The 12,162-nt window shown below is 63.0% G+C and carries 15 protein-coding genes; 8 read left to right on the forward strand and 7 right to left on the reverse strand.

Annotated elements, in window-relative coordinates:
• Positions 1-28: 28 nt before the first annotated feature.
• Positions 29-1,276 (forward strand): MFS transporter, encoded by a 1,248-nt coding sequence (locus QWE_RS02235; RefSeq protein WP_006724442.1) that lies wholly within the window; start codon positions 29-31, stop codon positions 1,274-1,276.
• On the opposite strand, the gene QWE_RS02240 is transcribed toward QWE_RS02235, so the two are convergent.
• From QWE_RS02240 to hemC, 6 genes are all read right to left on the reverse strand, one after another.
• Positions 1,261-1,995: a glutamine amidotransferase gene (locus QWE_RS02240; RefSeq protein WP_006724443.1), complete on the reverse strand. Its 735-nt coding sequence runs from the start codon at positions 1,993-1,995 to the stop codon at positions 1,261-1,263. The genes QWE_RS02235 and QWE_RS02240 overlap by 16 nt on opposite strands.
• Positions 1,985-2,464, reverse strand: a complete 480-nt coding sequence (locus QWE_RS02245) for a tellurite resistance TerB family protein (protein ID WP_006724444.1) — start codon at positions 2,462-2,464, stop codon at positions 1,985-1,987. Before QWE_RS02245 ends, QWE_RS02240 begins: the two co-directional genes overlap by 11 nt.
• A gap of 10 nt (positions 2,465-2,474) precedes the next feature.
• The gene (locus QWE_RS02250; protein WP_006724445.1) at positions 2,475-4,151 is read right to left on the reverse strand and encodes a heme biosynthesis protein HemY; all 1,677 of its coding nucleotides are present in this window, start codon (positions 4,149-4,151) and stop codon (positions 2,475-2,477) included.
• 3 nt (positions 4,152-4,154) lie between these two features.
• On the reverse strand, positions 4,155-5,426 hold the full coding sequence (locus QWE_RS02255; RefSeq protein ID WP_006724446.1) for a mitofilin family membrane protein: 1,272 nt from the start codon (positions 5,424-5,426) through the stop codon (positions 4,155-4,157).
• Between the two features lie 90 nt (positions 5,427-5,516).
• Entirely contained in the window at positions 5,517-6,236 is a 720-nt protein-coding gene (locus QWE_RS02260) for a uroporphyrinogen-III synthase (protein ID WP_006724447.1), read from the reverse strand.
• A 3-nt stretch (positions 6,237-6,239) separates the two neighbouring features.
• Entirely contained in the window at positions 6,240-7,169 is a 930-nt protein-coding gene (hemC, locus tag QWE_RS02265) for a hydroxymethylbilane synthase (RefSeq protein ID WP_006724448.1), read from the reverse strand.
• 73 nt (positions 7,170-7,242) lie between these two features.
• Here hemC and tsaD point away from each other — a divergent pair, with 73 nt between their 5' ends.
• From tsaD to QWE_RS02290, 5 genes are read left to right on the forward strand one after another with little or no spacing between them, the layout of a single operon-like run.
• Positions 7,243-8,337 (forward strand): tRNA (adenosine(37)-N6)-threonylcarbamoyltransferase complex transferase subunit TsaD, encoded by a 1,095-nt coding sequence (tsaD, locus tag QWE_RS02270; protein ID WP_006724449.1) that lies wholly within the window; start codon positions 7,243-7,245, stop codon positions 8,335-8,337.
• Positions 8,334-9,323 carry an NAD(P)H-dependent glycerol-3-phosphate dehydrogenase gene (locus QWE_RS02275; RefSeq protein WP_006724450.1) on the forward strand — a complete coding sequence of 330 codons (990 nt, stop codon included), beginning with the start codon at positions 8,334-8,336 and terminating at the stop codon, positions 9,321-9,323. The genes tsaD and QWE_RS02275 overlap by 4 nt, the downstream gene beginning before the upstream one ends.
• Positions 9,324-9,345: 22 nt before the next feature.
• On the forward strand, positions 9,346-9,639 hold the full coding sequence (locus QWE_RS02280) for a YciI-like protein (protein ID WP_006724451.1): 294 nt from the start codon (positions 9,346-9,348) through the stop codon (positions 9,637-9,639).
• A gap of 5 nt (positions 9,640-9,644) precedes the next feature.
• Positions 9,645-10,076, forward strand: coding sequence for an EVE domain-containing protein (locus QWE_RS02285; protein WP_006724452.1), 432 nt, complete (start codon positions 9,645-9,647; stop codon positions 10,074-10,076).
• Between the two features lie 7 nt (positions 10,077-10,083).
• On the forward strand, positions 10,084-10,728 hold the full coding sequence (locus tag QWE_RS02290) for a class I SAM-dependent methyltransferase (protein ID WP_006724453.1): 645 nt from the start codon (positions 10,084-10,086) through the stop codon (positions 10,726-10,728).
• Here the strand turns inward: QWE_RS02290 and QWE_RS02295 are convergent.
• Positions 10,725-11,087: a hypothetical protein gene (locus QWE_RS02295; protein ID WP_006724454.1), complete on the reverse strand. Its 363-nt coding sequence runs from the start codon at positions 11,085-11,087 to the stop codon at positions 10,725-10,727. The two genes, QWE_RS02290 and QWE_RS02295, sit on opposite strands and share 4 nt — an antisense overlap.
• A 287-nt stretch (positions 11,088-11,374) precedes the next feature.
• On the opposite strand from QWE_RS02295, the gene sdhC reads away from it, so the two are divergent.
• Positions 11,375-11,770, forward strand: a complete 396-nt coding sequence (gene sdhC, locus QWE_RS02300; protein WP_006724455.1) for a succinate dehydrogenase, cytochrome b556 subunit — start codon at positions 11,375-11,377, stop codon at positions 11,768-11,770.
• An 11-nt stretch (positions 11,771-11,781) separates the two neighbouring features.
• On the forward strand, positions 11,782-12,162 hold the full coding sequence (gene sdhD, locus QWE_RS02305) for a succinate dehydrogenase, hydrophobic membrane anchor protein (RefSeq protein ID WP_006724456.1): 381 nt from the start codon (positions 11,782-11,784) through the stop codon (positions 12,160-12,162).

Genomic DNA, 12,162 nt, shown 5'->3' on the forward strand with positions numbered 1-12,162 from the left:
GGCCTGCCCGCAGCTTAAGGTCACTTCGATGCACCCGTCCTCGGCCGACGATCGTTTCGCCGCGTTTCGGCATTCCTCCTATACCCGTTTCTTCTTTGCCCGCTTCCTGGGAGCCTTCGCCACCCAGATCCTCAGCGTCTCCGTCGGCTGGCAGATGTACGACATGACGGGCAATGTCTTCTATCTCGGCCTGATCGGCCTGGTGCAGTTCCTGCCGTCGCTGCTTTTGATCCTCGTTACCGGTTCCGTCGCCGACCGCTATAACCGACGGGCCATCGTCTCGATCTGCATGATCGTCAGCGCCATTTGCGCCGGAGCGCTGCTTGGGCTCACCATTGCCGATGCCTTCGAGCCGACGATCGTCTTTGCCATCCTCGTCGTGTTCGGTATCGAGCGTGCCTTTGCTGCACCCGCCGTGCAGTCGCTTGCGCCCAATCTCGTGCCGCAAAAGGACTTGTCGAACGCGGTCGCCTGGAATTCGTCCTCCTGGCAGACAGCGTCGATCGTCGGCCCCGTGGCTGGTGGTCTGCTCTACGGAGCAAGCCCTGTTGTCGCCTATTCGGTGTCCTTCGCCTTTTTTGCCGCCGCGTCGATCCTTGTCTTCCTCGTCAAGCGCCCGCCGCAGCGAAAGTCGGAAAAGGCCGTCAGTCTGGACACGCTGTTTGCCGGGTTCCGCTTCATCTTCGGTGAGAAGGTGGTGCTGGGCGCGATCTCGCTCGACCTCTTCGCGGTGCTGCTGGGCGGTGCCGTCGCGCTGATGCCGGTCTTTGCGCGCGACATTCTCGATCTCGGCCCCTGGGGGCTCGGCCTCCTGCGCGCAGCACCCGGAATTGGGGCGATCATCGTCGCGATCGCGCTTGCAAGCTTTCCAATCCGCCACAATGCCGGGGTCTTCATGTTCATCGGTGTTGCGCTGTTCGGGGCCGGCACGATCGTCTTTGGATTGTCCGAATATGCGTGGCTCTCGATCGCCGCCCTGATGCTGATGGGGGCTGCGGACATGGCCTCGGTCTATGTGCGCGAGACGCTGATCGCGCTCTGGACGCCGGACGAGGTGCGTGGGCGCGTCAATGCCGTCAACATGGTCTTTGTCGGTGCGTCCAACGAACTCGGCGAATTCCGCGCCGGCACCATGGCGCATTTCATCGGGCCCGTTCCGGCCGTCGTGATCGGTGGCTTCGGGACGCTCGCAGTCGCCGTCGTCTGGGCGCTCGGCTTCCCGCAGCTGCGCAAGATTGACAGCCTCGAGGCGCCGGAGCGTCAGGAGGCGCGCTGATCGCGCTTGAAGATCAGGTCGAGGAAATCCGACAGCCAGGCCCGCAAGGGGGCGTCGAAGATCATCCTGCCTTCCAGATGCTCCCGCCCCTGCTGCGCATTGGGCAGCACGAAGCGATGGGCGCCATGGACCACCCAGCGGTGCATCATGGCGCGCGTGAGTTCGGCGTGGAACTGCACGCCCCAGGCGTTCTCGCCATAGCGGAAGGCCTGGTTCGGATAGATGTCGCCGGTCGCCAGCAATTTTGCACCATGCGGCAGGCTGAAGCCCTCGCGATGGAAGTGATAGACCATCTTCGGCCAATGCATCAGCAGGCGGCCATGCTCCGTCGGTCGGATCGGATACCAGCCGATCTCGGTGCGCTCCTCGCGGTCGGCCTCCACCTTGCCGCCGAGGTGGCGGACCAGCATCTGGGCGCCGAGACAGATGCCGAGGAACGGCTTGTTCTCTTTCAGGGGCACGTCCAGCCAGTTGATCTCGGTCTTGATATAATCCTCGGGGTCGTTGGCGCTCATCGGACCGCCGAAGACGACGGCGCCGGCATGATCCGCCAGTGTCTTCGGCAAGTCCTGGCCGAGCACCGGGCGGCGGATATCCAGCGTATAGCCTTTTTCTTCCAGCATCTGGCCGACCCGGCCGGGGCTTGAACGCTCCTGATGCAGGACGATGATAACCGGTTGTTTGCGATCGCTTGGACGCGACCGAAGGTCACGAGGCATCGTCGATTGCTCCGAGGCCGGCGCGTTCGGCCGCCTCCTGTCGCTGCACGATCCGTTCCCGGGCCGACACGCCGAGGAGATCTGCGACCCGCCAGATGGCGTGGTCTTCCATCTCGCTCCTGTTGCCGTCGGCATAAACAATGTCCCAGAGCAGACCGACGAGCTGCTGGCGCTGTTCCTCGTTCAGCTGTCGCTTCAGTTCCGTGGTGAAGCGATAGTAGTCCACCGCTTCGCTCTCGGCGTCCTGCCCGGCGGCAATCAGGGCATCGAGTGCCGCATCGTCCAGTGCGTATTGATCTTTCAGGATTTCCCGCAGCTTCACTCGCTCGGCGTCGCGGACGACGCCATCGGCTTCCATGACCTGAAGACAGAGGGCAGCGACTGCGATGCGCGGGTCGTCGGGGGCAAAGACCGCCTTGGGGCGGTCCTGCATCACGGATTGAAAAAAGGCTTGCAAGCGGTCGAGCATGCGGATCCCGTCAGAAGAGTTTCAGGCGCGTTTTGGCTTCCGGTGCTGCAAGCGCTGGATCCTTGACCCCGGGGTCATCGGGCGGGCGGCCGAAGAAAGGCTCGACCACCGTTGGCTCTTGGGCAGCGGGAGTGGCATCTCCAGATGCGATCACCACGGGTTTGACCGGCTTTGCCGGTTTGGCCGGAGGGGTTTCCGGGGTCTCCGGTTCGATCGCTTTCGCCTGAGGCTCAACATCGATCACCCGGGCTTTCGGTTGCACGATTTTCGGCTTTGCCGTCTCGAACTCAGGTTCGGGTCGCGCAGGTGTTTCGGTTCTTGCAACGGGGGGCAGGGAAGCAAGAGCTTTTTCGCCTTCGGAGACACTGCCTTCCTCGATCGGACCCGCCAGTTGGTCGAAGGGCGTCTTCCATTCGAAGGCATCGAGGCGACCGGTGACCGGCGAGATCGGCATCCAGCGTTCCGAGACATGGCCGTCGGCCACCCAGGCGGCATCGCGCGGCGCCTTCAGCGCCTGGCCCATCCAGTGGCGGATGCGGCCCTGGTCACCGGTCTCGGCTTCCTCGATATCCGCAAGCAGCAGATAGACCCTTTCGTGCGAGGCGATGCGGGCGGCGGCTTCCGCCTTGGTGCGTGCCTTCTTGAAATCCTGGGCATCGAGGGCTGCTTCGGCGACAATGAGCAGGGACTCGTAATTGTTCGGCTTCAGGGCTTCGAGCTTTTCCGCCTTCTTCAGACGATCGACGGCGCTGTCACCGCTGCGTACCCGCACATAGGCCCTTGCAATTTCCGGATGCGGGTCGAGTTTCCAGACCTGCTCCAGCGTGCTCGATGCCTTGCGCAGGTTGTCTTCACGCATATAGGCCTTGGCGGCAACGATCGCGGCTGGCACCAGATCCTTGGCGAGTTTCAGCGCCTTCAAGGCGCTGTCGCGAGCACCTGCCGGCTCGGCTTCCAGCTGATCTTCCGCCTTTGCGGTCAAAAGCACGGCCTTCAGGCGTTCGGCTTCGTGCCGCTCAAGAACATGGGCGATCTTCTGCTGATCCAGCAGTCGGATCGCATCGTCCCAGTGGCCGGCGCGGCAGCGGTGTTCGAGCGTCGCCTTTGCTGCCCAGGGCAGGTAGGGAGCTGCTTCCGCCGCGGTTTCGGCATATTGCCGGGCGGCCTCATGGGCTCCCAGACGGTTCGCCTCGACGTAAAGACCGCGCAAGCCGAGTTCGCGCGTTTCCGGATCGTCGGACATCTCCTGGAACAGGCGACGTGCCTCATCGTGCCGGCCTTCGATCAGAGCGGCCTGGGCGTCCAGCACGCGGATCAGCGGCTCCTGATCGGCACGGATCAGGCTTCTCGCGCGGGCACTCATCTTGCGGGCCAGGATGGCATTGCCAGCACCTGCGGCAATCAGACCGGTGGAGAGCGCCTGATAGCCGCGGTCGCGCTTGCGGGCGCGGAAGAAACGGCGGACCGAATGGGGCGATGTCCAGAGCGTGCGCAGCAGCCACCAGGTCACCATGATCGCGGCGACGAGCCCGACGAGCGCCGTCACCGCGACAATGAGATCGGTATTGTATTGCTGGCCTTCCCAGATCAGCGAGATTTCACCGGGACGATCCGCGATCCAGGAGAAGCCGAAGCCGAGCGCCAGGATGAAGGCGAAGAAAAAGAGGACCTTGAGGATGGTTGTCATGCGTCAGCCTCCATTTCCGGCCACGGTCTGGGACAGAGCGGCAGCTACCCGCTCCTCGGCCTCGATCCGGTTCTTCAGAGTTGTCGCAAAATCGGATGAAGCCGCCTTTCCGGCTTCCGGCAGCGTTTCCCATTCCAGGGCCGCGCCCTTGAGGTCGCCGTTCTGCAGCTTGTCCTCGACCCGTGCGACGATGGCTTCGGGCATGTCGCCCTCGACATTGCCGACGGGCCGAACCTTGACCAGCGAGCGGGCGCTGGCCATCAGGCGATCCGTCCAGCCTTCGCCTTGTTCTGGCTGGTGTATGGCGGCGAGGATCTCCTCCGCCACCTGATTGAACTGCCGTGTCAGATCCGTTCGAGACGGTACGCCATTGCTCGCGAGCGGGGTCAGGGCCGCAACAGCGGGGTCCTCGGGCGAAACGCTTTTCAGGGCGTCAAGCTCCGACAGGAATGGTCCACCGCGATCGATGGCGGTCTTCAACCCGGAAAGGGCGATGGCGCGCGCCATTTCCACGTCGTTGCGCGGCTCTTCCAGCTTGCGCTCGGCTTCATCAAGTCGTGTGGCGCTCTGATCGAGCGCCTGCTTGTTGCTGGCGATTTCGGCGCGCAGCGATTCGATGGCCTGCTCGGCAGCGACCAGTTGGGTCTTGAGCGCCTCGACTGCGGCGGCATCGGCGGGCGGCGTGGAGCCTGCATCGGCGACGCTGGTTTCAAGGGCTGAGATACGCTCTACCAAGGCAGGGTCGGTGGCGGGGGCTGCGGGCTGCGCCGCCAGACGGGCGACTTCTGCCTTCAACGCGTCAAGCTCTGCCGTGTCCACGGCCGGCGCCGGCGCTGTCTGTTCCGGTCCGAGACCCGGAACGATCCCGGCATATTGCATGCTGCCCGCCAGCGCGAGCGCCACGAGGCCGCCGAAAATGCCGGATGCGATCAGGGTCGAGGTGGCGGGGGATTGGCGAGCCGGTTCCCGGCTGGTGGTCGGTTCGCTTTTCGGTGTCGCTTCAGCACGGGTGTCCGTGTCATCGACAGGGGTGGTTTCAGCGGTCGTCTCCGGCGTTGGTGTCCAGGGATCGGCTGGAGTTCCGAACGGAGCATCGTTCGAGGCCGCGGCACCTGCGGTCGGCTCGTCTGGTACGGGAGACGTGGCAGGCGCATCTGCTGGCTCGGTCTCGGCGTTGCCGGAGCCCGCGGCGGACTTGGTTTCCTGTGCGGTCAGATCGATCGTCACCGGTTCATCGGGGGCTTTCGATCGACGGGGTGGCTTTCCGGAAACCATGACAACCTCTTCATTTCGCGCGTGTGAGTAAACCTAGTCAGTCCTCATGGCGAAGGGAAGGCCCGAGGTTCCATTTCACGCGGCACTGCATCAAAGCAGAAGAAGGAGCAGATCTTCCCGAGGTTCCATCGGCCATTGGCTTCTGGCCTGAAAATTTGTCGGTAGAGCGCTTGCGATCTTTTCACTCAGGCAAAGAAAGCGTGTCCGGGGCCATTCGAGCACGTCGTCAGTGCGGTCGTGCAACTCCCCGAGACGCCTTGCCGTTTCGGAGGAGTAGACCAGAATTGCTTCCGGCATCGGGGTGAGCTTGTCGATTGCCGCGGCGTCGGAATGGGTAGTCGGTACCATGCGGTAACATTCTCGTACGTCCAGCATGCGTCCCGCTTCTTGCAGCTTGGCTTCGAAGTCTGAAGAGCGTGGAGTTCCCGTCAAATAGAGGATCGATGCGCCCGGATTCTGGTACGACTTCGCGATGAGCAGCCCAGCGAGGGAGTGTCCGTCACCGTCTGCAACCGAAACATCTCTGAAGCCAGCCTCTCTTGCCGCGCGGGCCGTCGCGCGACCGACCGCGAAAAGGGGCAGGGCCTGGAAGGGGCGTCTTGCATCGTCCGGCAGCGTCTCCAGCACACGCATCGCTTCGGCACTGGTGACGGCAAGGACCGCCGTGTCTGGTGGGGGCGGGGAGGCGAGTGCCTCAGGTTGTTGCACTGCCTGCATCAGGGGCATGAGCACAGGCTCATGACCGCGGCGTTCGAGTTGTGCAGCGGTTCTGGCCGAGGCCGGCTCCGGACGCGTCACGAGAACGCGCATGGCTCAGTTCCAGCTGTCGAAGAAGTCGCTGCCGGCCGCGCTGCGGACCGTTCCGCCGGCTCTTGCGCCAAGCACTGCGGCCTCCGTCCGGCTTCCCTCGATCTCCACGTCATGCCAGCGGCTGCCATCGGGCGTCAGGATCATGCCGGCGAAGCGGATCGCGTCGCCCTCTACGGTTGCCAGGCCTGCAATCGGGGTGCGGCATGATCCGTCGAGTGCGCCGAGGAAGGCGCGTTCGCAGCTGACGGCGTCGAAGGTGTCGCGGTCATTGATGGCGTCGAGCAGATCGTTGACCCTCGTGTCGCCGATGCGGCTCTCGATGCAGATCGCGCCTTGCGCCGGTGCCGGCGGGAACTCGCTGGGGTCGAGCAGTTCGGTCGGGATCTCGGGCTTGCCGAGCCGCTTCAGGCCGGCAAAGGCAAGCAAGGTTGCATCCACTTCGCCATCGGCGAGCTTGCGCAGGCGGGTGTCGACCAGACCGCGGAAGGTGATGACGTTGATATCGGGACGGATGCGGCGGATGAGGGCCTGGCGACGTAGCGAAGACGATCCGACGGTCGCGCCGTGAGGCAGATCCTTCAGCGTCGGAGCCGTGCGGCCAACGACGGCGTCGCGCACATCTTCGCGCGGAAGATAGGCCGAGAGGAAAAGCCCTTCCGGCAGCTTGGTCGGCATGTCCTTGGACGAATGGACCGCGAAGTCGAGGTCGCCCGAGAGGAGTTGATCCTCCAGCTCCTCGGTGAACAGCCCCTTGCCGCCGATCTCCGACAGGGCCCGGTCGGTGATCCGGTCGCCCTTGGTAGAGAGCACCACGATCTCGAACATCTCTTCCGGAAGTCCATGCGCGACCATGAGGCGGGCGCGTGTCTCCGAAGCCTGGGCGAGAGCGAGCGGGCTGCCGCGTGTACCGATGCGGAAAGGTTTTGTTTGCATCCGAACTTGTCCGTTGTTACCGACAGGTTTCGTAGACCGGTTTCTCGGCGACCGCAATCAATGAACAGGTGCCATGACATCCAAACTGCGCATCCTCGGCATCGAAACGAGCTGTGACGAGACGGCGGCGGCCGTCGTCATCCGGCTTCCTGACGGTTCTGCGGTCACCGAAGCGGATGTCGTGTTGAGCCAGCTCGACGAGCACAGCGCCTATGGCGGCGTTGTACCGGAGATTGCGGCGCGCGCCCATGTCGATGCGCTGGATACGCTGATCGAGGAGGCGCTGACCCGGGCCGGCATTTCGCTCTCCGAAGTCGATGCGATCGCGGCCACCTCCGGCCCCGGCCTGATCGGCGGCCTGCTGGTGGGTCTGATGACCGGCAAGGCGATCGCGCGGGCGACGGGCAAGCCGCTTTACGCCGTCAACCATCTCGAGGGACATGCGCTGACGGCACGGCTCACCGATGGCGTTGCCTTCCCATACCTCATGCTGCTCGTTTCCGGCGGCCACACGCAATTGGTTCTGGTCAAGGGTGTGGGCGAATACGAACGCTGGGGCACCACGATCGACGATGCGCTTGGTGAGGCCTTCGACAAGACCGCCAAGCTTCTTGGTCTTCCCTATCCGGGTGGTCCCGCCGTCGAGCGGGCAGCTGCCACGGGCAATCCCAAGCGGTTTGCCTTTCCCCGGCCCTTGGTTGGCGAAGCGCGCCTCGATTTCTCCTTCTCGGGGCTCAAGACCGCCGTGCGCCAGGCGGCAGAAGGCATCGCGCCTGTCACCGATCAGGACATTGCCGATATCTGCGCCTCCTTCCAGCATGCCATTTCGCGCACGCTGAAGGATCGCATCGGCCGAGGTCTTCAGCGGTTCAAGGAAACTTATCCCGACGTCGCCGAGCCCGCGCTAGTCGTCGCTGGAGGAGTCGCTGCCAATAAAGAGGTGCGCCAGACGCTGGATACGCTCTGCGCCGAGCATCGCTTCCGCTTCGTGGCTCCCCCGCATCATCTGTGCACCGACAACGCCGTGATGATCGCCTGGGCGGGTCTTGAGCGCATGGCGCTTGGCATGCCCTCGGATGATCTTGCCGTCGCCCCTCGGTCACGCTGGCCGCTCGACCAAGATGCCAAGGCCTTGCTCGCTTATGGAAAGCGGGGCGCCAAGGCATGAGCGAGATACAACGTATCGCCGTCATCGGTGCAGGCGCCTTCGGGACGGCGCTTGCCGCCGTGATTGCCCAGACCGGCAAGGCCGAGGCGGTTCTGATCGGCCGCGACGCATCGGTGATGGCCGATCTTGCGAGCAGTCGGATGCACGAGGCGGCGCTGCCCGGCATTCGCTTGCCCGAGGGGCTGGCCTTCTCTGCCAGACCGGAAGAGCTGACCGCAGCGGATATCGTCCTCTTCGTCATGCCCTCGCAGGCACAGGTCGCTGCGGCAGAGACCTACGGTCCCTATCTGAAGCCGGGCGCGCCCGTTGTCATCTGCGCGAAAGGCATCGAGAAGCAGACGTCTCGCCTTCTGACCGATGTGCTGGAACATGCCCTGCCGGATCATCCGATCGCCATGCTGTCAGGTCCGGGCTTTGCGGCTGATATCGCCAAGGGGCTGCCGACGGCCATGGCGATTGCGGCGCATGAGCTGACTCTTGCCGAACACCTCGCCAAGGCGATTTCCGGCCAGACGTTCCGTCTCTATGCCTCCGATGATCGGATCGGGGTGCAGCTCGGCGGTGCCTTGAAAAATGTGCTGGCGATCGCCTGCGGCATCGTCGAGGGCATGGGGCTCGGCGATTCGGCACGCGCTGCGCTGATCGCCCGCGGCCTTGCCGAGATGTCGCGACTGGTCGATGCCATGGGCGGGCGAGGGGACACGGTGAGGGGCTTGTCGGGCCTCGGTGACCTTGTTCTGACCGCGACCAGCCACCAGTCCCGCAACCTCCGTTTCGGCATCGCGCTTGGCCGTGGCGAGCCGATCGCAGCCCAGCGTGGTTCGCTCGTCGAGGGTGCCTTTGCCGCCGCCGTTGCCGCGCGTCTCGCCGAAGGACATGGAATCGAGATGCCAATCACGCAGGCCGTTGCGGCGATCATCGACGGCAGGCTGGACATCCCGACTGCGATCACCCAACTGATGTCGCGACCGATCACCACCGAATAAGAGACCCTTGAGGAGAGACAAGATGCTGTTTGCCGTCATCTGCGCCGACAAGCCCGGACACCTGAACCTTCGGATGGAAACGCGCCCACCGCATGTCGAATGGCTGAACGGCCTCAATGCCGCTGGCCAGCTGAAAATCGCCGGCCCCTTCCTCGATGCCGACGGCAAGCCCTGCGGATCGATGCTGCTGATCGTCGCTGATGATATCGAGGCTGCAAAGGCGCTGGCAGCACAGGACCCCTATGCAAAGGCCGGCCTGTTCGAGACCGTCGAGATCAAGCCCTATAACTGGGTCTTCAACAATCCCGAGGCGTGAAGACAATGGCATTCTGGCTCTACAAGTCCGAACCCTTCAAGTGGTCCTGGGAAATGCAGAAGGCCAAGGGCGACGTCGGTGAAGAATGGACGGGCGTTCGCAACTATCTCGCCCGTAACCACATGCGCGCGATGAAGATTGGCGACAAGGGCTTCTTCTATCATTCGAACGAGGGGCTGGAAATCGTCGGGATCGTCGAAGTCTGTGCGCTCTCGCATCCGGATTCGACCGCCGAGGGTGACGCGCGCTGGGACTGCGTCGACATCCGCGCCGTCTGCGACATGCCCAAACCGGTCAGCCTCAAGGACGTGAAGGCGAATGAGAAGCTGTCGAAGATGGCGCTCGTCACCTCCATGCGGCTTTCCGTTCAGCCGGTGACGGAAGACGAGTACTTCGAGGTCTGCCGCATGGGCGGTCTCGACAATCCGCCCGTGTGACACACCTGTGAAGACGGATCCCGATCGCTTCATCCTCGAAAACACCAGCGTGCTCTCGCCGCCGCATGTGCCGGAAATCCGGCTCCATCTGGCAAGCGAGATGCATGATCTCTGGCTGAAGACGGAGGAGGATCTGGAGGCGATCGGGCTGCCGCCGCCGTTCTGGGCCTTTGCCTGGGCGGGCGGCCAGGGGCTCGCGCGCTATGTGCTCGATCATCCGGAGACGGTTCGGGGCAAGCGCGTGCTGGATTTCGCCAGTGGCTCCGGCATGGTAGCCATTGCTGCGGCGAAAGCCGGCGCAGCAGAAGTGCTGGCCGCCGATATCGATCCTTGGGCAAGAACTGCGGTGCGGCTGAATGCCGCTCTGAACGATGTGAGCGTTGACTGCACCACCGAGGATCTCATTGGTCGATCCGTCGATGTCGATGTCATCCTGGCCGGTGACGTCTTTTACGATAGCGACTTCGCTCGGGCGCTCGTCACCTGGTTCGCGGACATGGCGAAAGACGGTTGTCTGGTGCTTGTCGGCGATCCCGGGCGAAGCTATCGCCCGACCGAACACCTGGAGCCTCTGGCGACCTATGAGGTGCCGGTCACGCGCGTTCTGGAAGACAGCGAAGTGAAGAAGACGACCGTCTGGAAATTTCTCTAGTTCTTCGGCCTTATAACGCAGACGCCGGCCTCGAACGAGCAGGCCTCATCCGGATTTTCAGCAGTAATTTCAATGATTTTTGCCTTGGGCGCGCGGTAGGCGATGACCTGCGGCCTCAGGCCCCGGTCGATGGCGAGGAAGACGCCATTGCCCTTGATCCGCAGGCCGGAGACGCTGCCGGAAAAGGTGCCGATTCCGGGGATGACCGATGGCAGTCCGTTGCTGCCGATAACCGCGTTGCGGTTGGCGTGGTGGGCGTGACGACCGTGATGTCCGCTCCAGTCGCCGGCCTGGGCGAAGCCGACCGGCAAGGTCATGAGCAGGGCCGCAAGCGCTGTGGTCAGACGATACTTTAGCATGGGGCACCTCCGGAACGCGGTTAACAAATCGTTAACGCAGCATGCCGCAAGTGGTTGCTAAAGTCATCCACTTCCACGCTTTTTTCGTATCGGGGGGTGCGGTTCTTCGTGACGCTAAAGCTCTGTTCACGCGAATCGATTAAATTGAATTCGTCAAGCGAATGTGCTTGTCGTCCGGGAGTTCGAGGATTAAACGTCCCCCTGATGCAATGCACCACAAACGTTATGACGCATTGCAAACAATATGTCCGTATGATCGGACCGCATCGAGACGCCGCGAGGTTTAGATGGCGAATGTGACAAAAAACCGGCCCCTGTCGCCGCACCTGCAAATCTACAAGCCTATTCCCACGATGATCATGTCGATTCTGCACCGCATCACTGGTGCAGCGCTCTATTTCGGTACGATCCTCGTTGCGTGGTGGCTCGTGGCAGCCTCTACCGGCGCCGAGTACTTCGAATGGGTCAACTGGTTCATGGGCACCATCATCGGTCGCCTGATCCTGTTCGGTTATACCTGGGCACTGATCCACCACATGCTTGGCGGACTTCGCCACCTGATGTGGGATGTCGGCTATGGCTTCGAGAAGCATTTCTCGACGAAGCTCGCCAAGGCGAACATCATCGCGTCCGTCGTCCTGACGATCCTCGTCTGGGTCGTCGCCTATATCATTCGCACCTGAGGCACCATTTCATGGATATGCGCACTCCGCTCGGCAAGGTCCGCGGTCTCGGCTCGGCCAAGGAAGGCACAGAGCACTTCTGGCGTCAGCGTCTGACGGCCGTTTCGAACATCCCGCTGATCCTCTTCTTCGTCGGCTTTCTGGTCATGTACAACGGCGCGCCCTATGCCGAGGTGGTTGGCGCATTGTCGCACCCGCTCGTTGCCGTCGTCATGGGTCTGGTCGTGCTTTCGGCCCTGATCCATATGAAGCTCGGCATGCAGGTGATTATCGAGGACTATGTCCATGCGGAGATCGCCAAGCTTCTGCTTCTGATGCTGAACACGTTCTTCGCGATCCTGATTGGCGGTCTCTGTCTTTTCGCCATCTTGAAGATCGCATTCGTAGGGTAA

Source organism: Agrobacterium albertimagni AOL15, assembly GCF_000300855.1.
GTDB classification, from domain to species: Bacteria; Pseudomonadota; Alphaproteobacteria; order Rhizobiales; family Rhizobiaceae; genus Allorhizobium; species Allorhizobium albertimagni.